This is a genomic window from Pantoea sp. GW821-FHT03E06 (genome assembly GCF_059420725.1).
Window position 1 is genome coordinate 1,716,697 of record NZ_JBWKUG010000001.1, and the last position, 23,309, is coordinate 1,740,005.

19 protein-coding genes are annotated in these 23,309 nt (G+C 54.8%); 18 read left to right on the plus strand and 1 reads right to left on the minus strand.

The window, feature by feature from the left end:
• Nucleotides 1-270 precede the first annotated feature (270 nt).
• The 14 genes from flhD (at nucleotide 271) to AC07WB_RS08050 (ending at nucleotide 16,191) form a co-directional block, all read left to right on the plus strand.
• The gene (gene flhD / locus AC07WB_RS07985; RefSeq protein WP_008102850.1) at nucleotides 271-621 is read left to right on the plus strand and encodes a flagellar transcriptional regulator FlhD; all 351 of its coding nucleotides are present in this window, start codon (nucleotides 271-273) and stop codon (nucleotides 619-621) included.
• Entirely contained in the window at nucleotides 621-1,199 is a 579-nt protein-coding gene (flhC, locus tag AC07WB_RS07990; protein ID WP_097094152.1) for a flagellar transcriptional regulator FlhC, read from the plus strand. The genes flhD and flhC overlap by 1 nt, the downstream gene beginning before the upstream one ends.
• A gap of 132 nt (nucleotides 1,200-1,331) precedes the next feature.
• Nucleotides 1,332-2,219: a flagellar motor stator protein MotA gene (gene motA, locus AC07WB_RS07995; protein WP_097094151.1), complete on the plus strand. Its 888-nt coding sequence runs from the start codon at nucleotides 1,332-1,334 to the stop codon at nucleotides 2,217-2,219.
• On the plus strand, nucleotides 2,216-3,247 hold the full coding sequence (motB, locus tag AC07WB_RS08000) for a flagellar motor protein MotB (RefSeq protein ID WP_097094150.1): 1,032 nt from the start codon (nucleotides 2,216-2,218) through the stop codon (nucleotides 3,245-3,247). Before motA ends, motB begins: the two co-directional genes overlap by 4 nt.
• A gap of 10 nt (nucleotides 3,248-3,257) precedes the next feature.
• Entirely contained in the window at nucleotides 3,258-5,240 is a 1,983-nt protein-coding gene (gene cheA, locus AC07WB_RS08005) for a chemotaxis protein CheA (RefSeq protein ID WP_494941059.1), read from the plus strand.
• Between the two features lie 22 nt (nucleotides 5,241-5,262).
• A complete protein-coding gene (gene cheW / locus AC07WB_RS08010) occupies nucleotides 5,263-5,760 on the plus strand; it encodes a chemotaxis protein CheW (protein WP_097094148.1) in 498 nt (165 codons plus the stop codon).
• A 163-nt stretch (nucleotides 5,761-5,923) separates the two neighbouring features.
• Complete coding sequence (locus AC07WB_RS08015; protein ID WP_494940283.1) at nucleotides 5,924-7,603, plus strand: methyl-accepting chemotaxis protein; 1,680 nt, start codon at nucleotides 5,924-5,926, stop codon at nucleotides 7,601-7,603.
• A gap of 269 nt (nucleotides 7,604-7,872) precedes the next feature.
• Entirely contained in the window at nucleotides 7,873-9,537 is a 1,665-nt protein-coding gene (locus tag AC07WB_RS08020; protein ID WP_400455512.1) for a methyl-accepting chemotaxis protein, read from the plus strand.
• Nucleotides 9,538-9,702: 165 nt separating this feature from the next.
• A complete protein-coding gene (locus AC07WB_RS08025; protein WP_097094145.1) occupies nucleotides 9,703-11,382 on the plus strand; it encodes a methyl-accepting chemotaxis protein in 1,680 nt (559 codons plus the stop codon).
• A gap of 103 nt (nucleotides 11,383-11,485) precedes the next feature.
• Nucleotides 11,486-12,361, plus strand: a complete 876-nt coding sequence (cheR, locus tag AC07WB_RS08030) for a protein-glutamate O-methyltransferase CheR (protein WP_097094144.1) — start codon at nucleotides 11,486-11,488, stop codon at nucleotides 12,359-12,361.
• On the plus strand, nucleotides 12,358-13,407 hold the full coding sequence (locus tag AC07WB_RS08035) for a protein-glutamate methylesterase/protein-glutamine glutaminase (protein ID WP_097094143.1): 1,050 nt from the start codon (nucleotides 12,358-12,360) through the stop codon (nucleotides 13,405-13,407). Before cheR ends, AC07WB_RS08035 begins: the two co-directional genes overlap by 4 nt.
• 39 nt (nucleotides 13,408-13,446) lie before the next feature.
• Complete coding sequence (cheY, locus tag AC07WB_RS08040) at nucleotides 13,447-13,836, plus strand: chemotaxis response regulator CheY (RefSeq protein WP_007892562.1); 390 nt, start codon at nucleotides 13,447-13,449, stop codon at nucleotides 13,834-13,836.
• Nucleotides 13,837-13,845: 9 nt separating this feature from the next.
• A complete protein-coding gene (gene cheZ, locus AC07WB_RS08045; RefSeq protein WP_097094142.1) occupies nucleotides 13,846-14,487 on the plus strand; it encodes a protein phosphatase CheZ in 642 nt (213 codons plus the stop codon).
• Between the two features lie 267 nt (nucleotides 14,488-14,754).
• Nucleotides 14,755-16,191 carry a YchO/YchP family invasin gene (locus AC07WB_RS08050; RefSeq protein WP_176519183.1) on the plus strand — a complete coding sequence of 479 codons (1,437 nt, stop codon included), beginning with the start codon at nucleotides 14,755-14,757 and terminating at the stop codon, nucleotides 16,189-16,191.
• A gap of 82 nt (nucleotides 16,192-16,273) precedes the next feature.
• Here the strand turns inward: AC07WB_RS08050 and AC07WB_RS08055 are convergent, their stop codons facing one another.
• Entirely contained in the window at nucleotides 16,274-17,347 is a 1,074-nt protein-coding gene (locus AC07WB_RS08055; RefSeq protein ID WP_097094141.1) for a porin, read from the minus strand.
• Nucleotides 17,348-18,224: 877 nt separating this feature from the next.
• Between AC07WB_RS08055 and AC07WB_RS08060 the strand changes: the two genes are divergently transcribed.
• The 4 genes from AC07WB_RS08060 to astB are packed head-to-tail and all read left to right on the plus strand — an operon-like array spanning nucleotide 18,225 to nucleotide 23,264.
• A complete protein-coding gene (locus AC07WB_RS08060) occupies nucleotides 18,225-19,445 on the plus strand; it encodes an aspartate aminotransferase family protein (protein ID WP_097094140.1) in 1,221 nt (406 codons plus the stop codon).
• The gene (gene astA / locus AC07WB_RS08065) at nucleotides 19,442-20,473 is read left to right on the plus strand and encodes an arginine N-succinyltransferase (protein ID WP_097094139.1); all 1,032 of its coding nucleotides are present in this window, start codon (nucleotides 19,442-19,444) and stop codon (nucleotides 20,471-20,473) included. Before AC07WB_RS08060 ends, astA begins: the two co-directional genes overlap by 4 nt.
• On the plus strand, nucleotides 20,470-21,936 hold the full coding sequence (gene astD, locus AC07WB_RS08070; protein WP_494940284.1) for a succinylglutamate-semialdehyde dehydrogenase: 1,467 nt from the start codon (nucleotides 20,470-20,472) through the stop codon (nucleotides 21,934-21,936). Before astA ends, astD begins: the two co-directional genes overlap by 4 nt.
• Nucleotides 21,936-23,264 carry an N-succinylarginine dihydrolase gene (astB, locus tag AC07WB_RS08075; RefSeq protein ID WP_494940285.1) on the plus strand — a complete coding sequence of 443 codons (1,329 nt, stop codon included), beginning with the start codon at nucleotides 21,936-21,938 and terminating at the stop codon, nucleotides 23,262-23,264. The genes astD and astB overlap by 1 nt, the downstream gene beginning before the upstream one ends.
• Nucleotides 23,265-23,309: the final 45 nt, after the last annotated feature.

Below are 23,309 nucleotides of genomic sequence, written 5' to 3' on the forward strand. Positions count from 1 at the left end.
TCAGACGATATAGATTTGCCTTGTTTTCGGAATAGTCTTAAAAAACTGTAAGCAGACGTCACGGAAGATGGTTACAACTCAAGCAAAGAATGGCCTGGAGTTTTGATTACTACTGATCAGCGTCCTGACAGGAAATGAAACGGTCAGGAACGCGTTGGCTCAAGCCTGATTATTTTTTTGCCATCTTTAGATTTACCAACCAGCAGCCCGAACCATAGAACATTTAATTCTGTGGCCGTATATGTGTCGCGTCTATCAGGATGGAAAAAAATGGGTACATCAGAATTACTAAAACATATATATGACATCAATTTGTCATATTTGCTTCTTGCTCAGCGTTTAATTAACCAGGAAAAAGCTTCAGCAATGTTTCGTTTAGGCATCGATGAATCGATGGCGGATGCATTGTCACAATTAACTTTACCTGAGATGGTAAAATTAGCGGAAACCAATCAACTGGTTTGCCAGTTCCGCTTTACCGATCACAACCATATTAATCGTCTGACCCAAGAGTCACGCGTGGATGACTTGCAGCAAATCCACACCGGTATTTTATTATCCAGCCGCTTACTGCGTAACGCGTCGAAAGATGACGTTTCTGCGAAGAAGAGGGCCGTTTAATGAGTGAAAAAAGTATTGTTCAGGAAGCGCGCGATATTCAGCTGGCAATGGAGCTGATTACATTGGGCGCGCGTCTGCAAATGCTCGAGAGCGAAACGCAATTGAGCCGCGGACGCCTGATTAAATTGTACAAAGAATTACGCGGTGCACCCCCACCGAAAGGCATGCTGCCATTCTCAACCGATTGGTTCATGACCTGGGAACAAAATATCCACTCCTCTATGTTCTGTAACGCCTGGCAGTTCCTGTTAAAAACCGGATTAAGCAGCGGCGTTGAAGCGGTGATCAAAGCGTATCGTTTATACCTTGAGCAGTGTCCGCAATCGGACGAGGGCCCGCTGTTGGCGCTGACGCGCGCATGGACCCTGGTGCGATTCGTTGAAAGCGGCATGCTGGAACTTTCTGACTGTAAGTGCTGCGGTGGTAGCTTTATCAACCACGCACACCAGCCAGTCGGCAGCTTTGTCTGCAGCCTGTGCCAGCCGCCATCACGTGCCGTAAAAAGACGTAAACTTTCTGCAGATTCTGCCGATACCTTTCCACAACTGCTGGATGAACAGGTTAAACGCGCCGTTTAAGTTTGTTCGCATCGTGGAAAACATCCAGCAGCGGTTAATACCGCTGCTTTTTTTTTGCCTGCGATTAGCGAATAACACCTGCGGCTCTCTGGCTTAACTTCCATCAACACGTTACGGACGTAAGGATTTTTTGTGCTGATTATTCTGGGTTATATCGTGGTCGTCGGCTCCGTGTTGGGCGGCTACATGATGGTCGGTGGACATTTAGGTGCGCTTTATCAACCGTCGGAGCTGCTGATTATCGGCGGGGCCGGTATTGGTGCCTTTTTAGTCGGCAATAATGGCAAGTCGATCAAGAAGACATTAAAAGCGTTGCCATTGTTAATGCGCGGCTCGAAATATAACAAAGCCGTATACATGGATTTAATGGCGCTGCTTTATCGACTGATGGCGAAATCACGCCAGCAGGGCATGCTGTCATTAGAACGCGATATTGAAGACCCGAACCAGAGTGAAATTTTTGCTAACTATCCGCGTATTTTGTCCGATAAACAGTTGGTGGACTTTATTACCGACTATTTACGTTTAATGGTTAGTGGAAATATGAATGCATTCGAAATCGAAGCCCTGATGGATGAAGAGATCGAAACTTACGAACACGAGTGTGAAGTACCAGCGCAAAGTATATCTGCAGTGGGTGATGGCTTACCGGCTTTCGGCATCGTGGCGGCGGTAATGGGCGTGGTTCACGCGCTGGCCTCGGCCGATCGTCCTGCGGCAGAGTTAGGGGCATTAGTGGCCCATGCGATGGTCGGTACTTTCTTGGGCATCCTGCTCGCCTACGGCTTTATCTCGCCGCTGGCATCCGTGCTGCGTCAGAAATGTGCCGAAACCACCAAGATGATGCAGTGCGTGAAAGTGACATTGCTCTCCAGCCTTAACGGCTACGCGCCGCAGATTGCGGTCGAGTTTGGTCGCAAAACGTTGTATTCCGCCGAGCGCCCGTCGTTTACCGAACTGGAAGAGCACGTGCGTAACGCGAAGAACCCGGCGAAACAAACTTCGGATGAGAATTCATGAAAGCTGGCAATCGCCCCATTGTGCTGGTTAAAAAGCGCAAACATAAAGGTCACCATGGCAGCCACGGTTCGTGGAAGATTGCCTATGCCGACTTTATGACGGCGATGATGGCGTTCTTTATGGTGATGTGGCTGCTCTCCATCTCCAGCCCCAAAGAGTTGGTACAAATTGCGGAATACTTCAAAACCCCGCTGCGGGTGGCATTAACCGGCGGCCAGCGCAGCAGCGACAGTGAAAGCCCGATCCCTGGCGGCGGTGACGATCCCACGCAGCAGAAGGGAGAAGTGAAGAAAATCGTTGATATGGATGCGCAGAAAAAAAAGCTGGAAGAGATTCGCCTGAATCGTCTGCGTGAAAAACTCGACCAGCTGATTGAAGCCGATCCGCGCCTGAAAGCACTGCGTCCGCACCTGATCATTAATATGGTGCAGGAGGGGCTGCGTATTCAGATTATCGATAGCCAGAATCGCCCGATGTTTAAAACCGGCAGTGCGGAAGTTGAGCCTTACATGCGCGATATTCTGCGCACCATCGCTCCGGTACTGAACGATATTCCCAACAAAATTAGCCTGTCAGGCCACACCGACGATATCCAGTATGCCAACGGCGATCGTGGCTACAGCAACTGGGAACTGTCGGCAGATCGTGCCAATGCCTCACGTCGTGAGTTAATGGTCGGTGGGTTGGACGGCAGCAAAATGCTGCGTGTGGTCGGTATGGCCGACACCATGAAGCTGAAAAACCGTGGTGCTAATGATGCAGTCAACCGCCGCATTAGCCTGCTGGTGTTGAATCACGACACCGAAGCGGCGATTGAAAAAGAGAATGCCGAGAGCGATGCCGTACAGGTGAGCGACCCGGCGCAAATTATTCCCGACATTACCGCACCGGCTGTACCGGCTGCGCCGACTGCTCCGACAGGTTCCACTGCGACACCGGCTGCGCCGGCTGCGACAGCGACACCTGCGGCAGTGGCCACTCCGGCGGCTGGCGCGGTGACACCAGACCAACCCTCACAGCCGAGGTGATCCCGTGAGCATGGACATCAGCGATTTTTACCAGACGTTTTTTGATGAAGCCGATGAGCTGTTAGCGGATATGGAGCAACACCTGTTGGGACTCGATCCCCAGGAGCCCGATTCCGAGCAGTTGAATGCCATTTTCCGCGCCGCCCACTCCATCAAAGGGGGCGCCGGTACGTTTGGCTTTACGGTTTTACAGGAAACCACCCACATCCTGGAAAACATTCTGGATGGTGCGCGCCGCGGCGAGATGCAGCTCAGCACCGATATCATCAACCTGTTTTTGGAAACCAAAGATATTATGCAAGAACAGCTCGATGCCTATAAAACGGCGCAGGAGCCGAATGCAGAAAGTTTTAAATACATCTGCGAAGCGCTGCGCCAGCTGGCCCTGGAAGCAAAAGGCATCGCGCCTGAAGCGGCAAACGTCGCCGAGGTGGTGGCCATCGCCGCGCCGGCTGCCACCTCAGGCCTGCGCCTGCAGCTGGTTGATCTGAAAGAAAAAGAACCGGAGCTAATGCTGGAAGAGCTCGGCAACCTTGGCACGGTCAGCAATGTGATAAAGAGCGCGAATTCACTCGAGGTCACGATTGATGGCGTGGGCCAGGATGACATCGTCGCCGTGCTCTGTTTTGTGCTGGAAGAAGCACAAATCCTCTTCCCGCAAGAGCGCGCCCCCGCTGCTGCCGAGACGCCGATGGCCGACGCGGTGGTCGCGGAACCGGCACCGGTACAAACTGCCACCGTGACCGAGATTACCCCCGCCGCGAAACGCGAGCCTAAGCGTGCAGCGGCACCGGCGAAAGTGAGCGAATCCAGCAGCATTCGCGTGGCGGTGGAAAAAGTTGACCAGCTGATCAACCTGGTGGGCGAACTGGTGATCACCCAATCGATGCTGGCGCAGCGTTCTGGCGCGCTGGATCCGGTGGCACACGGTGACCTGCTGAATAGCATGGGACAGCTGGAACGCAACGCCCGCGATTTGCAGGAATCGGTGATGTCGATTCGTATGATGCCGATGGAGTATGTCTTCAGCCGCTTCCCACGGCTGGTACGCGATTTGGCCAGCAAGCTGGGCAAAGAAGTGGAGCTCACGCTACTCGGCAGCTCGACTGAACTGGATAAGAGTTTGATCGAACGCATCATCGATCCGTTAACGCACCTGGTGCGAAACAGCCTCGATCACGGCATCGAAACCCCGGAGAAACGCCTCGCGTCCAGCAAAACCGCGGTCGGTAATCTCACGCTGTCTGCGGAACATCAGGGCGGCAATATCTGCATCGAAGTGATCGATGACGGTGCCGGTCTCAACCGCGAACGCATCCTGGCCAAAGCGCTCTCATCCGGCTTGCCGGTCAGCGAAAGCATGAGCGATGAAGAAGTCGGCATGTTGATCTTCGCCCCGGGCTTCTCCACCGCCGAGCAGGTTACCGACGTGTCAGGCCGTGGCGTGGGCATGGACGTGGTGAAACGAAATATTCAGGAGATGGGCGGCCACGTCGAAATTTCCTCGAAGCAGGGTAAAGGCACCACCATTCGCATTCTGCTGCCACTGACGCTGGCGATCCTTGATGGCATGTCGGTGCGCGTGGCGAATGAAGTGTTCATTCTGCCGCTCAACGCGGTGATGGAATCGCTGCAGCCAACCGCCGAAGAGTTGAAACCGCTGGCCGGCGGCGAGCGCGTGCTGGAGGTGCGTGGCGAATATCTGCCGCTGGTGGAGCTGTGGAATGTGTTTGAGGTAGAGAACGCCAAAACAGACGCCACGCAAGGCATCGTGGTGATCCTGCAAAGCGCAGGCCGTCGCTACGCACTGCTGGTCGATCAGCTGATTGGGCAGCATCAGGTGGTAGTGAAGAACCTTGAAAGCAACTATCGCAAAGTGCCGGGCATCTCAGCCGCCACCATTCTTGGCGATGGTAGCGTGGCGCTGATTGTGGATGTCTCAGCACTGCAATCGTTGAACCGTGAAAAACGTGTGGCCGGTGCCGCAGCGTAATAGATAACTAAAGGGTAAAAAAATGACTGACATGGCAACCGTGACCAAAATCGCTGGCGAAACCGTTGGCCAGGAATTCTTAGTTTTCACTCTGGGTGACGAAGAGTACGGCATCGACATTCTGAAAGTGCAGGAGATCCGCGGCTACGATCAGGTCACCCGCATCGCCAATACGCCAGAGTTCATCAAAGGCGTCACCAATTTGCGCGGCGTGATCGTGCCAATTATCGACCTGCGAGTGAAATTCTCGCAGCCGGATGTGGAATATAACGAAAATACCGTGGTTATCGTGCTGAATCTGGTTCAGCGCGTGGTGGGTATTGTGGTTGACGGCGTTTCGGATGTGCTGTCGCTGACGCAAGAGCAGATTCGCCCGGCACCGGAATTTGCTGTCACCATGTCTACCGAATACCTCACCGGCCTTGGCGCGTTGGGTGAACGCATGCTGATTCTGGTCGACATCGAAAAGCTGCTGAGCAGCGAAGAGATGGCGCTGGTGGACAACCTGCGTTCCGCGTAAGAAACCAACGGGTCGCTGCGGCGGCCCGTTATCATCACGCCCGTGAATTAATTCTTTGTTAGTAAACAAGAAAATAGTAAAATACCCGCGTTTTTCCTCAATATTCCAGCCGCTCAGTCGATAACTGCTCTGTACGATTTTTCTTCATTTTCCAGGGCAAGCTATGTTTACGAAAATCCGCGTTGTGACCAGTTTATTGCTGGTGTTGTTGGTATTTGGTTTTCTGCAGTTGTCGTCCGGCTCGCTGTTTTTCAAAGCGCTGAGCGATGACAAAAACAGTTTTAACGTTTCACAGCTGGCGAGCAAAAATATCGCCGCCATCAACGATGCCTTCATGAGTCTGAATCAAAGCCGTGTGGTATTAACCCGCATCCAGCTCCGCATGGCAACCAGCAAGCTCAGCGGCAGTGAAGCGGATGTGGCGGGCTTGTATGAAGACAGCAAAGCCTTCCAGAAAGATGCGGCGGATAACTACCAGCTGTTTAAAGCCACGCCGGATACGCCGGGACAGGATGCTGCGCTGAATCAGCGGGTTGATGATACCTATTCAGCTTACGCGCGCGCGCTGGCTCAGATGCAGGATGCGCTGGTGGCAAAAGATTTGGTGCAGGCCGGCAAGGTCCCGGTGGCGCCAAGCCAGAGTGCATTCCTGAAAGAGTACCGCCAGTGGCGTGCCGACCAGGACCGTTTAACGGCGGCGGGCGCGGCGGCCAACAGCCTGGCGTATCAGCACATGATATGGCTGCTGAGCGCGGTCATGGCGCTGGTGGTGGCCGTGATTGTGCTGTGCTGGTTTGGCATGCGCAAAATCCTGATTACCCCGCTCAACGGGAATATTCAACACATCCAGCATATCGCGCAGGGCGATCTCACCCAGCACATCGTTGTGACGGGCCGTAATGAGATGAGCCAGCTGGCGGCCAGCCTGCATGATATGCAGCAGTCGCTGGTGCGTACGGTGAGTGATGTGCGCGACGGTTCGGATGCCATTTTTACCGGAGCCAGTGAGATTTCCGCCGGTAATAACGATCTCTCGGCGCGTACTGAAGAGCAGGCTGCCTCACTGGAGCAGACCGCGGCCAGCATGGAACAACTAACCGCAACGGTAAAACAGAACGCGGAAAATGCGCGTCAGGCGTCGCAGCTGGCGCTGAGCGCGTCAGGAACCGCCCAGAAGGGGGGCGATGTGGTGCAGGGCGTGGTGCGTACCATGAGCGACATCGCCGGTAGTTCGAGGAAAATTGCCGATATCACCAGCGTGATTGACGGCATCGCTTTCCAGACCAATATTCTGGCACTGAACGCTGCGGTAGAAGCCGCGCGTGCCGGGGAACAAGGGCGCGGATTTGCGGTCGTCGCGGGTGAGGTGCGTAATCTGGCGCAGCGTAGCGCTCAGGCGGCGAAAGAGATTAAAGCCTTGATTGAGGATTCGGTGAACCGCGTCAATTCAGGCTCGAAGTTGGTGGGCACCGCCGGTGAAACCATGAGCGATATCGTCAATGCGGTCACACGCGTCACCGATATCATGGGAGAAATTGCGTCGGCGTCAGATGAGCAGAGCCGCGGCATCGATCAGGTCGGCCAGGCCGTGACGGAGATGGATCGCGTCACGCAGCAGAACGCCTCGCTGGTGGAAGAGTCTGCCGCAGCGGCGGCCTCGCTGGAAGAGCAGGCGAGCCGCTTGAGCCAGTCGGTGGCGGTGTTCCGCGTGCCGCGTGCTGCATCTTCGTCGCCGCAGGCAACTGCGGGTATGCGTCACCCGCAGATTGCGCCGCCAACCCTGAGCGCACCGCGTAAAGCGGTGATCGCCGCGGCAGGCGACAGTAACTGGGAAACGTTTTAATTCGCTGAAAGTCCGGTCAGCATCAATGCCGACCGGACACGATTGACCCGTAGGGGCGCCATTCATGGCGACCAGAACAACCCTGAAAATGCGCCTTTATCGCTCACCCGATAAAGGCGCATTTTTTTTAGTGTTAATTTCTTTAGTTATAAAACACTGCAATCACACTAAAACACAGAATTTTAATTCGTAAACTCGTGTAGGCACCCTGAAAAATTCAGATTGCCGGTCGATAACTGGGGGAGCCGAAACACATTTCTGGAGACCCCATGTTAAAACGAATCAATGTTGTGACCAGTTTAATCGTTGTATTGCTGGTTTTTGGTGCTTTGCAGTTACTTTCTGGCGGCCTGTTCTGGTCCGCATTACAAAAGGATAAAGAGGCATTTGCCGTTGCGCAGATCTCAAGCAACAACGTGGCGGCGATGTCCGATGCCTGGATCGAACTGAATCAAACGCGCACGGTACTGAATCGCGCCATGTTGCGTATGCAAGGCACCATGGCCGCGCAGGCTAACGGCGGTCAGCTCGGCGCGCTGATTGCGCAAACCGAAAAACAGCTCGATGTCGCCGCGGGCCATTATCAGCGTTATGCCAGTTTGCCCGCCACGCCGGGCTTGCCGCAGGCGCTGCGCGATAAGTTAGAAGCCAACTACGCTGCGTTTAACGACGGGCTGAAAGCGATGCTGGAACGCCTGAAGGCGAACGATCTACAAGGCATGTTTGCGCAAAATATCGAAACCAAACAGGTGGCAATGAAAGCCACCTACGAAGAGTGGCGCAGCGCGCAAAGTGAGCTGGCAGCGGAAGGCGTGGCGCAAAATCAGCGTGCTTTCCAGACCATGATGTGGCTATTGGCGGCGGTTGCGCTGGTTGTCGTGGTGGTCATTATCGGCTGCTGGTTTGGCCTGCGCAGCGTGCTGATCCAGCCGCTGCATCAATTACTGGGACATATTCGTCATATCGCGGCGGGCGATCTTACCCAAACCATTGCGGTGGAAGGACGTAACGAAATGAGCCAGCTGGCGAGCAGCCTGCATGAGATGCAGCAGTCGCTGGTTAGCACCGTAAGCAATGTGCGTGATGGTTCCGACGCCATTTTCACGGGCGCCAGCGAAATTTCTGCCGGGAACAACGATCTATCGGCGCGTACCGAAGAGCAAGCCGCGTCGCTGGAGCAAACGGCCGCCAGCATGGAACAGCTGACTGCCACGGTGAAACAGAACGCCGAGAATGCGCGTCAGGCATCACAGCTGGCGCTAAGCGCTTCTGATACCGCGCGCAAAGGTGGAGAAGTGGTAGACGGCGTTGTCCGTACCATGCATGACATTGCCGGTAGCTCGAAGAAAATCGCCGATATTATCAGTGTGATCGATGGCATTGCCTTCCAGACCAATATCCTGGCGCTGAACGCGGCAGTGGAAGCGGCGCGTGCCGGTGAGCAGGGCCGTGGCTTTGCGGTGGTGGCTGGTGAAGTGCGTAACCTCGCACAGCGCAGCGCCCAGGCGGCGAAAGAGATCAAAGGGCTGATTGAAGATTCAGTTAATCGCGTGAATAACGGCTCTCAGCTGGTGGGCACCGCTGGTGAAACCATGAATGATATCGTCGGCGCGGTGACGCGTGTCACCGATATCATGGGTGAAATTGCCTCGGCTTCCGATGAGCAGAGCCGTGGCATCGACCAGGTAGGGCAAGCGGTAACCGAGATGGATCGCGTTACGCAGCAGAATGCCTCACTGGTGGAAGAGTCCGCCGCTGCTGCCGCTTCGCTGGAAGAGCAGGCCAGCCGTCTCAGCCAGTCGGTGTCGGTGTTCCGCATTCCGCGTGCATCGCAGGCTCAGCCAGTCAAAACTCCCCTCGCGCGTCAGGTCATCAACGCGCCGCGCAAAGTGGTTGCCGCGCCGGTCAGCGACGGTAACTGGGAAACGTTTTAACGCTGAGTAGCAGGTCGGCATACATGCCGACCCTACGAAATCGGTACTTCAGCCGCAGGGTCGCCATTGATGGCGACCTCCTTCCTCTTTCCCTCCACGAACACACATAAAGATCCCCTCGCATACGCCGATAACAGGAGCGTTCCGCCAACCAATGAGGTGTTTATGTTTAGTCGTATTCGTGTTGTTTCCGGCCTGCTGTTTGTGCTGGCGCTGTTTGCCTTACTGCAGCTGTTTTCGGGGGGAGTGTTCTATTCCACGGTGAAAGCCGATAAAGATAATTTTGCCTATAACCAGCGTCTTAGCACGCTGCAGCGGGCGATGGGCACCTCATGGGTATCGCTGGTGCAGGCGCGTAATACGCTGAACCGTGCGGGGATCCGCTATCTGCTGGACAGCCAGCAGGCGGGATCGGGCGCTACCGTAAAAGATCTGGTGGCGCTGGCAAGTGAGGAGTTGAAAAACGCAGATGCGGGGTTCGCCGAATTTAACGCCAATTTGTCCGAAAAGGGCAAAACGGCGGAAAACGTGCTGACGCTGCAGGCCAACTACAACGCCTATCGTGGGGCACTGAGCGAGCTGATCGATTTCCTGGGAAGCGGGAATTTCAAAGGATTTGTCGATCAGCCGACGCAAGGATTCCAGGACAAATTTGCTAAAGATTACAACGCGTGGATGGCCTACAACATCGTGCTGGCCAATAAAGGGGTGGAGTCCAATAACGCGGCCTACAGCCAATCCATCATGCTGGTGGTTGGCACGTTGCTGGTGACCTTGCTGGTGATTGCGCTGGTATGGAGCGGCATGCGCAGCGTGCTGATCCGTCCGCTGAAGCAGAGCATCGAGCATATCCGTCATATCGCCCGCGGTGACTTGACGCAGCAGGTGGAAATCAACGTGCGCAATGAGATGGGTGAGTTGCTCACTTCGCTGCAAGAGATGCAGCAAGCGCTGGCGAGTACGGTGCGTACCGTACGTGATGGCTCCGATGCCATTTATACCGGTGCCAGCGAAATCGCCATGGGCAATAACGATCTCTCCTCGCGTACCGAGCAGCAGGCGGCCTCGCTGGAAGAGACAGCGGCCAGCATGGAGCAGCTTACCGCCACGGTGAAACAGAACGCGGAAAACGCCCGCCAGGCATCGAAGCTGGCGCTAACCGCCTCAGAAACTGCGCAGCAGGGCGGCAAAGTGGTGGATGGCGTGGTTACTACCATGAAAGAGATTACCGGCAGTTCGAAGAAAATCGCTGACATCATCAGTGTGATTGATGGCATCGCCTTCCAGACCAACATCCTCGCACTGAACGCAGCGGTTGAAGCCGCGCGTGCCGGTGAGCAGGGCCGTGGTTTTGCTGTGGTGGCGGGTGAAGTGCGCAGCCTGGCACAGCGCAGTGCGCAAGCGGCCAAAGAGATTAAAGCCTTGATTGAAGACTCGGTTAGCCGCGTCAACACCGGCTCAGTGCTGGTAGAGAGCGCTGGCGAAACCATGACGCATATCGTGAATGCGGTCACGCGCGTCACCGACATCATGGGCGAAATCGCCTCGGCGTCGGACGAGCAGAGTCGTGGTATCGATCAGGTTGGACTGGCGGTGAATGAGATGGATCGCGTCACGCAGCAGAACGCCGCGTTGGTTGAGGAGTCTGCCACTGCCGCCGCCGCGCTGGAAGATCAGGCAAGTCGACTGAAACAGTCGGTTGCGGTGTTCAATATTGGTAAAGAATTTGTCGTTCAGGCCGTTAACGTATCTACAGCGGCAAAAAATTTGCGTTCGGTAGCGCCAAAAACACTGGCACAACCCGCAGGCGCACGTAGCTCTGACGATAACTGGGAAACCTTTTAACCCTTGTGGCCGCCGCAGGGCGGCCCATAAGCATGGCGCGACTGGCAGCACAGTAGCAACCGCAGTATCACAATTTAATCAGTTTGTTGCCGGGTGACCTGAAATGAAGAAATCGACGTTATTGGATCAAAGTGAAGCGACAACGCTGCTCTCGCAAATGGTGCAGCGTTTACCGCTCTCGGATACTCATTTTCGTCGTATTAGCCAGCTGATCTATCAGCGAGCGGGCATTGTGCTGGCCGACCATAAGCGCGAGATGGTTTACAACCGTTTAGTGCGTCGCCTGCGTATGCTGAATATTGATGACTTTGGCCGCTATCTGGCGCTGCTGGAACAGGACCAAAACAGTGCGGAGTGGCAGGCATTTATCAATGCGCTGACCACCAACCTGACCTCCTTCTTCCGCGAGGCGCACCACTTTCCGATCCTCGCGGAACATGCGCGCAAGCGTACGGGTAATTACAGCGTCTGGAGCACGGCCGCCTCAACGGGCGAAGAGCCATACTCCATTGCCATGACGCTGGCAGAAACGCTGGGCACCGGCCCGGGCAAGTTCCAGGTGCATGCCAGCGATATCGATACGCAGGTGTTAGAAAAAGCCGTTGCCGGCGTCTATCGCCAGGAAGAGCTGCGCACCTTATCGCAGTCGCAGCTGCAGCGCTTTTTCCTGCGCGGTACCGGTCCGCACGAAGGCATGGTGCGCGTGCGTCCTGACCTCGCCAACATGGTGAACTATACGCAACTGAATTTACTGGCTCATGACTGGGCGTTGCCCGGCCCGTTCGACGCCATTTTTTGTCGCAACGTGATGATTTACTTCGATAAAGAGACGCAGGAACAGATTCTGCGCCGTTTCGTGCCCCTGCTGAAACCCGGCGGCCTGCTGTTTGCCGGGCATTCAGAGAACTTTAGTCAGATCAGCAAAGAGTTCTGGCTGCGTGGACAGACAGTCTATGGACTGAGCAAGGAAAGACGATGAGCAAAATCACCGTGATGTGCGTGGATGACTCTGCGCTAATGCGTCAGCTGATGACGGAAATCATCAACAGCCATCCCGATATGGAGATGGTCGCGAGTGCGCCAGATCCGCTGGTGGCACGGGATTTAATCAAACAATACAACCCACAGGTGTTAACGCTGGATGTGGAAATGCCGCGCATGGATGGCCTCGACTTCCTTGAGAAGCTGATGCGCCTGCGTCCGATGCCGGTGGTGATGGTTTCCTCACTGACCGGCAAAGGCTCTGAAGTGACGCTGCGTGCGCTGGAGTTAGGCGCGGTGGATTTCGTCACCAAACCGCAGCTCGGCATCCGCGAAGGCATGCTGGCCTATAGCCAGATGATTGCCGATAAGATTCGCGCCGCAGCGCGCGCCAAACTGCATGCGCGTGCGGCCTCGCCGATGCCGGTGACGCTTAAGGCCGGTCCGCTGCTGAGTAGCGAAAAGCTGATTGCCATCGGCTCTTCCACCGGCGGCACCGAGGCGATTCGCCACGTACTCCAGCCGCTGCCGGCCACCAGCCCGGCGCTGCTGATTACGCAACATATGCCGCCAGGGTTTACCCGCTCGTTTGCCGAGCGGCTGAACAAGCTGTGCCAGATCACCGTGAAAGAAGCGGAGGATGGCGAGCGTATTTTGCCGGGCCATGCCTATATCGCGCCGGGCGCAATGCACATGGAACTGGGGCGCAGTGGCGCCAACTATGTGGTGAAACTGAATGACGGTCCGCCGGTGAACCGACACAAGCCCTCGGTGGATGTGTTGTTCCGTTCGGTGGCGATCCATGCAGGACGAAATGCGGTTGGGGTGATCCTGACGGGGATGGGGAATGACGGCGCGGCCGGGATGCTGGAAATGCATCGCGCGGGTGCCTGGACCATCGCCCAGGATGAAGCCAGCTGCGTGGTATTTGGCATGCCGCGCGAAGCGATAGCGATGGGCGGCACCAGTGAAGTGGTCGATTTAGGCCACATCAGTCAGCACATGCTGGCGAAAATTAGCGCCGGACAGGCATTGCGAATTTAACGAGCCCGTCCTGCTGGACGAGACAACACAGGAGTAGATATGGCTGATAAAAATATGCGCTTTTTGGTGGTGGATGACTTCAATACGATGCGTCGTATCGTCCGTAACCTGCTAAAAGAGCTGGGATTCAATAACGTCGAAGAAGCAGAAGACGGCGTGGATGCGCTGACCAAACTGCGTGCTGGCGGCTTTGATTTCGTGGTCTCTGATTGGAACATGCCCAACATGGACGGTCTGGAACTGCTGCAGACCATTCGTGCAGATGCCGCGCTGAGTAAACTGCCGGTGCTGATGGTGACCGCCGAAGCGAAGAAAGAAAACATCATCGCGGCAGCACAGGCGGGTGCCAGTGGCTACGTAGTGAAACCGTTCACTGCCGCCACGCTGGAAGAGAAGTTAGGCAAAATATTCGAAAAACTGGGTATGTAAGGAGATGTGATGAGCGACCTTCCGAAATCAACCGAAGAAGCCTCGGCACACGACATTATTACCCGCATCGGCTCACTGACGCGCATGCTGCGTGACAGTCTGCGTGAGCTCGGGTTAGACCAGGCGATTGCTGAAGCGGCGGAAGCGATTCCTGACGCGCGCGATCGTCTGGACTATGTTGTGCAAATGACGGCGCAGGCGGCTGAACGTGCGTTGAACTGCGTTGAAGCCGCGCAGCCACACCAGGACCAAATGGAAGCCAACGCCAACCAGCTGAAAGGCCGCTGGGACGCGTGGTTTGAAAATCCGATTGAACTGACCGATGCGCGCGAGTTGGTTTCGGATACGCGCCAGTTCCTGACTGACGTTCCGGGACACACGTCGTATACCAATAAGCAGTTGCTCGAAATCATGATGGCACAGGATTTCCAGGACCTTACCGGTCAGGTGATCAAGCGCATGATGGATGTGATTCAGGAGATCGAACGTCAACTGCTGATGGTGCTGCTGGAAAACATGCCAGAAGCGAACGCGGCGGCCCGTAAAGAGGGCAATAGCCTGCTGAACGGTCCGCAGATCCATGCCAATGCACCCGGCGTGGTGGCGAACCAGGATCAGGTTGATGACCTGCTGGATAGCTTAGGTTTTTAATGTTTGGCTAGCGGTGGGCATAAATGCCCACCCTACAAAACTACGTAGGGTGGGCATTTATGCCCACCTGGTCAACGCGTGCCGTAACATCACGATGCCGCACGTTTTCTTCACCCTTCCGCTCAGCAAAATCGTTGTCCCCAACTCGTCATTGTCCTAATCCGCACCCGACATCCCCGGCACTTAGCGCAGAATGTGCTAGGGTAGACAGATGCAATTTTGTGATCTACCTCTAATTATGAGCTGAGCCGAACCCTATTTTTGACTATGTTATCTACTTTGCTATCACTCAAAAGCGTGCGTTACGTTTCTGGCATATCCTTACTGGCCGCTGCCACGCCCGCTCTGGCGCTGATTACCGATACTAAACTCTCGGATACGCCGTTTAGCGATCCCACACGTTTCCAGAAAATGGCCGATGCGTTGCCAGCATTGGGCTATCAGGACGAAACGGCGGCATTCGATAAAAAACTGGCGACCATCGCGAAAAGTATTGGCGAAGCCAGCCAGAACAGCAGTGATGATAATGCCCTGAGCCAGCAAGCCAGTCTCTGGGCTTTTAATCATTTCCGCGATGAAGTGGGAAGTCGGCTGGTGGATGAAGGGCAGTCGCTGCTGTCACCTTATGGCAGAGCGCAGATCGACTTTAACGTCGATATCGACGGAAACTTCAACGGTAGCGGCGCCTCACTGCTGACACCCTGGGCCGATAACTACCGTTATCTGACGTTCAGCCAGGTGGGGTTTCATCAGACCGATGATGGATTGGTGGGCAACGTTGGCCTTGGCCAGCGCTGGGTCGCGGGTAAATGGTTGCTGGGTTATAACGGTTTTGTCGATCGTATGTTCAATAGCGGGCAGCAACGTGCCTCGCTGGGAACGGAAGCGTGGGGCGATTATCTGCGTTTTTCCGCCAATTATTACACCCCGCTGTCAGGATGGCAGGATCGCGATCCCTTCCAGCAACAGCGTCTGGCGCGTGGCTATGACTTCACCACGCAGGGCTATTTGCCTCAGTATCGTCAGTTAGGCGCATCGGTTAGCTGGCAGCAATATCTGGGGGATGACGTTGATCTCTTTAGTTCCGGTAACCGCTACCATAATCCTTCAGCGCTGACGTTTGGTGTGACCTATACGCCGGTGCCGCTGGTCACGCTGTCGGCCAGCCATAAAACCAGCGATACCGGTGAAAGTCAGGATCAGCTGGGCTTACGCCTCAACTACCGTTTTGGTGTGGCGCTGAGCCAGCAGTTAAGCCCCAATAACGTTGCGGAAGCACACTCGCTGCGCGGCAGCCGCTACGATAATGTCACGCGTTCCACCACGCCGGTGCTGGAGTTCCGTCAGCGCAAAACGCTATCGGTATTTCTCGCTACGCCGCCGTGGCAGCTGAATGGCGGGGAAAGTTTGCCGCTTAAATTGCAGATTCGTAGCACCAATCCCATCGCGAAAGTGCTGTGGCAGGGCGATACCCAGGCGCTGAGCCTGACGCCAGGCGCAAATCCGAATGATCCACAGGGCTGGAGCGTGATTATCCCCGCGTGGGATAGCTCGCCAGGGGCTCGCAACAGTTATCGCTTGTCGGTGATGCTGGAGGACACTAAGCAGAATCACGTCACATCGAATGAAATCATCCTACAGCTGCAGCCGCCATTCTCGCTGGATCAGGACCAGGAGAGCCGCTTTAATTTGCTGGCACCCTGAGAAAACAAAAAAGGGCAGCTTGCGCTGCCCTTTGCTCATCTTCAGCCGACACTAGCCGAAGATGCCATGAGGGTACTGCCGGTTAAAACTGATACACCAAACCTACCGCGGTCACATCGTCAGTTGGAATATTCAGCGCATTGTTGTCTTTCAACAGGTTGATTTTATATTCGCTGTACACAGACATGTTTTTGTTGAAGTAGTAGGTTACGCCGACTGCAACGTATTTAAAGATGTCAGCATCGCCAATATTTTCAATGTCTTTGCCTTTCGACGAGACATAGCCAACAGAGGGACGCAGACCGTTCAGGAACTGATACTGCGCAACCGCTTCAAAGTTCACTGCTTTGTTCGCAAAGCCACCGCTAATTGGCGTGGCGTTCAGCGTTTCGCCGTAGATGGTGGCCAGGTAGATCTGGTTAGCATCGTATTTCAGGCCGGCAGTCCAGTGCTGTGCTTTCTCGCCTTCACCACGTGTGGCCAGGTTCTGCGCATTGGTGCGATCCAGGCTGGCGTATGCGCCGACCAAACTCAAACCGAAATCGAAATCATAGGAGGTAGAGAGCGCGTAGCCATCCCCATTCGAACGGCGCACCGCGACACTCGGATCGGTGCGATCGTTTTTACCTTCATACTGAGCGGCCACGCTCCAGCCTTTTACCAGACCGAAGAAATCTTTATTGCGCCAGGTCAGCACGCCGCCCGAGCGGCCAGAAAGAAATGCATCGGTATAACCGGAATCACCGCCGAAGAATGGCAGCATATCGGTATAGCCCAGCACGTCATAGATCAGGCCATAGTTACGACCATAATCCACGGAACCGAACTGACCAAACTTCAGACCGGCAAAGCCCAGACGGGTTTTGTTGCCGGTCTGCGCGTCGGTGCCTTCAGAGTTGCTCAAGCTGTACTGGTACTGCCACTGACCATATCCGGTCAGTTGGTCATTAATTTTGGTTTCGCCTTTAAAGCCCAGACGGGTATAAGACGAATTATCACCATCGGCCGCATCGTTATCAGAAAACAGATGCGAGACGTTAATTTTGCCGGTCAGATCCAGCTTATTGCCATCTTTGTTATAGATTTCGGCGGCCTGAGCCGTAGAAAGTCCCAGCAGTAAAGGCATCACTGCTGCCAGTAAGGAGCGCTTCATCATTTAATTTTTACCCTGTGATATTTTTTAATTTTATCCCCAGCTTTGGGGTGAAAAGAAAATGACACAAAAGGTTCAAGATCGACAGTGCAATATATGTAACTAAATATTTCCAATTGGCTTTTTGTGTGATTTTTAATCTTTAATTCCATTATGCGGAATTTTACATTGGAGAAACTTATCCATAATAAGCAAGGGTTAAAACTAGAACTAATACTTAGTTAATTGATATTAGTGCAATTTTTATAAATTAAAGATGCGTAAATATCTTAAATTCATTGTTGGTTAAATAGCACAAGCCTATGCATTATTGTTCGAAAGGAAATATTCAAATCTGGCTAATCATTAGCAGGGTAATTACTTGGTTCATGGCTTTGTGTCTGTTTATTTCCATTATGATAATAACCTTCGTCATGAAATGATATTGAACGTTGGATAAACGCATGCCTGCTTAAATAATATTCAACCCTGCCACGCAATTGTTAAAACACTCTGACATTGAGCACGCCCGGTTCGACCCACTTTTTATCTTTATTTGCACCACGCGCGAGCATGTATGCCCCAAAAAAGTGCTTCAGCTGCGCCTTTTTGGCGAAATATTTCCTGTGCGATCACAAAAGCAATATTTCATTTTGCAGATGCATAAATCAGCTAAATAAATCTCTGGCGTTCAACGTTCATCAGACATTTATTCACTTTTTATGCAATTTATGTGAATAGTGGTGGTGATTAAGTTATTGATATTTCGTAGTGTCCAGGCATTTATGCATTTTCCCTGCTGGCTGGCACGCTAACTGCAATATACAGTAGAGCGGTCACTTAACATTTTTAACAATTTTAAAACAAAGGCTTTGCTAAATGTGAAGCAGGAGAACGGGCTATGTCACTGCAGGTTTCGCGTCACGATTTCGATCAATGGATGATGCCGGTTTATGCTCCGGCGGCTTTTGTACCGGTACGCGCTGAGGGCTCAACGCTGTGGGATCAGCAGGGAAAAGAGTATATCGATTTTGCCGGCGGCATTGCCGTTAACGCGCTGGGTCATGCACATCCTGCGTTACAACAGGCGCTGACTGAGCAAGCCGGCAAATTGTGGCATACCGGGAATGGCTACACCAATGAACCGATTCTGCGTCTTGCCAAACAGCTGATTGATGCCACTTTTGCCGACCGCGTGTTCTTTTGTAACTCCGGTGCTGAAGCGAATGAAGCGGCACTTAAGCTGGCGCGTAAAACGGCACACGATCGTTTCGGGGCCGAGAAAAATGGCATCGTGGCGTTTAAGAATGCCTTCCACGGCCGCACGCTGTTCACCGTGACTGCGGGTGGGCAGCCAGCTTACTCCCGCGATTTTTCTCCGCTGCCTCCGGCGATTGACCATGCTGTCTTTAACGATTTGGCGTCAGCGGCGGCATTAATTAATGATCAAACTTGCGCGGTGATCGTCGAGCCTATCCAGGGTGAAGGCGGCGTGCTGCCTGCCGACCCTTCTTTCCTGCGCGGCCTGCGTGAACTGTGCGATAAACATCACGCGGTGCTGATCTTTGATGAGGTACAGAGCGGCGTAGGCCGAACCGGTTCGCTGTATGCCTACATGCACTACGGTGTGACGCCAGATGTGCTCACCACCGCTAAAGCGCTGGGTGGCGGCTTCCCGATTGGTGCCATGTTAACGCGCGAAGATTTGGCGCAGGTGATGGGCGTGGGTACGCATGGCACCACCTATGGCGGCAACCCGCTGGCCGGTGCCGTGGCGGGAAAAGTGATGGAGCTGATCAATCAGCCTGATTTCATGGCGGGCGTGGCCGAGCGTCATCAATGGTTTGTCGCCGCGCTGCAAGAGTTGAATCAGCGTCTGCCGGTATTTAAAGAAGTACGCGGCCTTGGCCTGTTAATTGGCGCGGTACTCAATGACGACTTCGCCGGTAAAGCCAAGCAGTTCAACCTTACTGCTGCCGAAGAGGGCGTAATGGTTCTGATTGCTGGCGCCAACGTGGTGCGCTTTGCGCCCGCGCTCAACATCAGCGAGCGTGAGGTGAAGGAAGGATTGGCACGCTTCGAACGTGCCTGTGAACGCGTGCTCAAAGGAGCCACATCATGATGGTCATTCGCCCCGTCGAACGTGACGATCTTGCGCAGTTATTGTCGCTGGCGGGCAAAACCGGAGGCGGCTTAACCTCGCTGCCTGCGGATAGCGATACGCTTAAAGCCCGCATTGAGCGGTCGCTGCTCACCTGGCAAGGCGCGCTGCCGCGTGCCGAACAAGGCTATGTGTTCGTGCTGGCCGACAGCGAAGACAATCGCGCCGTCGGCATCTGTGCCATTGAGGTCGCCGTTGGCTTGCAGGATCCCTGGTATAACTTCCGCGTGGGGACGCAGGTGCATGCCTCGAAAGAACTTAACGTTTACGCCAGTTTGCCCACACTATCGCTGAGCAACGATCACACCGGCAGCAGCGAGATGTGTACCCTGTTTCTCGATCCCGATTACCGCGATGGCAAGAATGGTCATCTGCTATCGAAATCGCGCTTTCTGTTTATGGCTAACTTCCGCGATCGCTTTATGAAACGTGTTGTCGCGGAGATGCGTGGCGTCAGCGATGACAACGGGCATTCGCCATTTTGGGATAGCGTAGGTAGCCGCTTCTTCTCCATGGAGTTCAGTAAAGCGGACTTCCTCAGCGGCACCGGACAGAAAGCGTTTATCGCCGAGCTGATGCCGAAACATCCGCTCTACATTCACTACCTGTCTGAAGCGGCGCAAAAAGTGATTGGCGAGGTGCACCCCAAAACGGCACCGGCGCGCGCGGTGCTGGAGGCCGAAGGATTCCGCTACCTCAACTATGTCGACATCTTTGACGGCGGCCCCACGCTGGAGTGCGAAATCGATCGCATCCGCGCCATTCGCAAGAGTCGGCTACTGCATGCCGCCGAGGGTGAAGCCGAGGAGAGTTGGCCGCTTTGCCTGGTGGCCAATGCAGATTACCAACATTTCCGGGTAGCGATGCTGCCGGTAGATATCGCTTCCGGCGTGGTGCGTCTTAATGAGCGCCAGCGCACGGCGCTGCACTGTAATAATGGCGATGAGCTGCGTGTGGTCACGCTGTGTCGCGAGGAGAAAAAAGCATGACGCATTTTATTAATGGTCAATGGGTGACCGGCGGCGCTGACGCCTTGAGCAAAAACAATCCGGTTACCGGCGAGACACTGTGGCAGGGCAAGGCCGCCAGCGGTGAGCAAGTAGCGGCAGCCTGTGAAGCGGCGCGCGCGGCGTTCCCGCAGTGGGCGAGAATGCCTTTTACGCAGCGTCAGGATCGGGTAGAGCGCTTTGCGCGTTTACTCGAAAGCCATAAAACCGCGCTGGCGGAAACCATCGCGCAGGAAACCGGCAAGCCGCGCTGGGAAACCCTGACGGAAGTGCAGGCGATGATCAATAAAATTGCCATTTCAATTAAGGCTTACCACAGTCGCACCGGCGAGCAGGCGGAAGGTGAGAGTTCACTGCGCCATCGTCCACACGGCGTGCTGGCTGTGTTTGGTCCTTACAATTTCCCCGGCCATCTGCCAAACGGTCATATTGTACCTGCGCTGCTGGCAGGTAACTGTGTGGTGTTTAAGCCGAGCGAACTGACGCCTAAAACCGCCGAAAAAACCGTTGAGCTGTGGCAGCAAGCGGGATTACCCGCAGGAGTGATTGCGCTGGTGCAGGGCGGCCGTGAAACGGGTCAGGCGCTGGCGAACGCGTCACAAATTGATGGCCTGCTGTTTACCGGCAGCGCCGCCACTGGATACCACCTGCATCGTCAGTTTGCCGGTCAGCCGGAAAAAATGCTGGCGCTGGAGATGGGCGGCAACAACGCGTTGATTGTCGACGATCCTGCCGATCGCGATGGCGCGGTGCATATTGCCATTCAGTCGGCCTTTATTACTGCTGGACAACGTTGCACCTGTGCACGCCGTCTGCTGGTGAAGCGGGGTGCGGCAGGTGATGCCTTCCTGCAACGTTTAGTCGAGGTGTCCGCACGCCTGCAGCCTGGCGCGTGGAATGCCGAGCCGCAGCCGTTTATGGGCAGCGTCATCTCGCCAGCGGCGGCCGGACAGATTTTTGCCGCCTGGCAGCAGCACGTTGAACGCGGCGGCAAAGTGTTACTGGCGATGCATTGGCCGGATCGTGACAGCGCAATCATCACCCCGGGCATTATTGATGTGACGAATGTTGCTGACCTCCCCGATGAGGAGGTGTTTGGTCCGCTGCTGCAGGTGATTCGCTATGACAGCTTTGAACAGGCGATTGCTATTGCCAATAACACTCGCTATGGCTTGTCATGCGGCTTGATTTCACCGCAGCGCGCGCAGTTTGAACAACTGTTACTGGAGGCGCGCGCCGGGATTGTTAACTGGAACAAACCGCTCACCGGCGCGGCCAGCACCGCGCCATTTGGTGGCATTGGTGCCTCGGGCAACCACCGCGCCAGTGCGTGGTATGCAGCAGATTACTGCGCCTGGCCGATGGCCTCGCTGGAAAGTCCAAGTCTGGCCATGCCTGCCAGCTTGTCGCCGGGACTCGATTTCTCGCCACAGGGAGCAAAATAATGAAAGCGTTTGAAGCCAACTTTGATGGATTGGTCGGTTTGACGCACCATTATGCCGGGCTGTCGTTTGGTAATGAGGCGTCGACGCGCAATCAGCTGCAACCTTCGAATCCGCGTTTGGCGGCGAAACAGGGGTTGCTTAAGATGAAAACGCTGGCTGATATGGGCTACGTGCAGGGGGTGATCCCGCCGCATGAGCGTCCTAATCTGCCGCTACTGCGTCAGCTTGGCTTTAGCGGCAGCGATGAGCAAGTGCTGGCGCAAGCGGCAAAGCAGGCACCGCAACTGCTTTCGTCGGCTAGCTCGGCTTCAGCTATGTGGGTGGCGAATGCCGCTACGGTTTCTCCCTCGGCTGACAGCGCCGATGGTCGCGTCCACTTCACCGTCGCCAACCTCAATAACAAATTCCACCGCGCTATCGAAGCGTCGGAAACGGCCGATCTTTTGCGCGCCATTTTCCGCGACACCCAGCACTTCAGCGTGCACGATGCGTTACCACAGGTGGCGCAGTTTGGTGATGAAGGTGCGGCGAATCATAATCGCTTTGGCGCTGACTATGGTGAAGCTGGCGTGCAATTGTTTATCTATGGTCGTGATGGCCAGCAGCAGGGTGCCACACCTGCACGCTATCCGGCACGGCAAACGCGTGAGGCCAGCGAAGCGGTGGCGCGTTTGCATCAGCTTAACCCTGAGCGCACGCTGTTTGCCCAGCAGAATCCAGCGGTTATTGACCAGGGCGTATTCCATAACGACGTGATTGCGGTGAGTAATCAGCAGGTGCTGTTCTGCCATCAGGATGCATTTGTTAATCAACCGCAACTGCTCAACGATCTCGCCGCGCGCGTCAGCGGTTTCCAGCCGATTGAAGTGCCGCGTGATAGCGTCTCGGTTAGCGATGCAGTAAATACGTATTTGTTTAACAGCCAGCTGTTACAACGTGCTGAGGGCGGCATGCTGCTGGTGCTGCCGGAAGAGTCGCGTCAACATGCTGGCGTGTGGCGCTATCTCAGTGAGCTGGTAGAGAGCGGCGGCCCCATTCGTGAACTTAGCGTGTTTGACCTGCGAGAAAGTATGTTTAACGGTGGCGGTCCAGCATGTTTACGCTTGCGCGTGGTGTTAACGGAAGCTGAGCGCCAGGCGCTGAATCCAGCCGTACTGATGAACGATCGTCTGTTCGCCACATTGAATGATTGGGTTGACCGTCACTATCGCGATCGCTTAACCCAGGCGGATTTAGCCGATCCGCAGCTTCTGCGTGAAGGGCGTATTGCGTTGGATGAGCTGACGCAGCTGCTAGACTTAGGCAGTGTCTACGCGTTTCAGCGTTAACGCCGGGGCGAGAGGTTCGCCCCACGTCGTTAAAAAAGGAGTGAA

What these genes read in the sequence shown, in the direction of transcription:
- flhD (WP_008102850.1), top strand. Translation starts at nt 271, where the DNA reads ATGGGTACATCAGAATTACTAAAACATATATATGACATCAATTTGTCA.
- flhC (WP_097094152.1), top strand. Translation starts at nt 621, where the DNA reads ATGAGTGAAAAAAGTATTGTTCAGGAAGCGCGCGATATTCAGCTGGCA.
- motB (WP_097094150.1), top strand. Translation starts at nt 2,216, where the DNA reads ATGAAAGCTGGCAATCGCCCCATTGTGCTGGTTAAAAAGCGCAAACAT.
- cheA (WP_494941059.1), top strand. Translation starts at nt 3,258, where the DNA reads ATGGACATCAGCGATTTTTACCAGACGTTTTTTGATGAAGCCGATGAG.
- cheW (WP_097094148.1), top strand. Translation starts at nt 5,263, where the DNA reads ATGACTGACATGGCAACCGTGACCAAAATCGCTGGCGAAACCGTTGGC.
- AC07WB_RS08015 (WP_494940283.1), top strand. Translation starts at nt 5,924, where the DNA reads ATGTTTACGAAAATCCGCGTTGTGACCAGTTTATTGCTGGTGTTGTTG.
- AC07WB_RS08020 (WP_400455512.1), top strand. Translation starts at nt 7,873, where the DNA reads ATGTTAAAACGAATCAATGTTGTGACCAGTTTAATCGTTGTATTGCTG.
- AC07WB_RS08025 (WP_097094145.1), top strand. Translation starts at nt 9,703, where the DNA reads ATGTTTAGTCGTATTCGTGTTGTTTCCGGCCTGCTGTTTGTGCTGGCG.
- cheR (WP_097094144.1), top strand. Translation starts at nt 11,486, where the DNA reads ATGAAGAAATCGACGTTATTGGATCAAAGTGAAGCGACAACGCTGCTC.
- AC07WB_RS08035 (WP_097094143.1), top strand. Translation starts at nt 12,358, where the DNA reads ATGAGCAAAATCACCGTGATGTGCGTGGATGACTCTGCGCTAATGCGT.
- cheY (WP_007892562.1), top strand. Translation starts at nt 13,447, where the DNA reads ATGGCTGATAAAAATATGCGCTTTTTGGTGGTGGATGACTTCAATACG.
- cheZ (WP_097094142.1), top strand. Translation starts at nt 13,846, where the DNA reads ATGAGCGACCTTCCGAAATCAACCGAAGAAGCCTCGGCACACGACATT.
- AC07WB_RS08050 (WP_176519183.1), top strand. Translation starts at nt 14,755, where the DNA reads ATGTTATCTACTTTGCTATCACTCAAAAGCGTGCGTTACGTTTCTGGC.
- AC07WB_RS08055 (WP_097094141.1), bottom strand. Translation starts at nt 17,347, where the DNA reads ATGATGAAGCGCTCCTTACTGGCAGCAGTGATGCCTTTACTGCTGGGA.
- AC07WB_RS08060 (WP_097094140.1), top strand. Translation starts at nt 18,225, where the DNA reads ATGTCACTGCAGGTTTCGCGTCACGATTTCGATCAATGGATGATGCCG.
- astA (WP_097094139.1), top strand. Translation starts at nt 19,442, where the DNA reads ATGATGGTCATTCGCCCCGTCGAACGTGACGATCTTGCGCAGTTATTG.
- astD (WP_494940284.1), top strand. Translation starts at nt 20,470, where the DNA reads ATGACGCATTTTATTAATGGTCAATGGGTGACCGGCGGCGCTGACGCC.
- astB (WP_494940285.1), top strand. Translation starts at nt 21,936, where the DNA reads ATGAAAGCGTTTGAAGCCAACTTTGATGGATTGGTCGGTTTGACGCAC.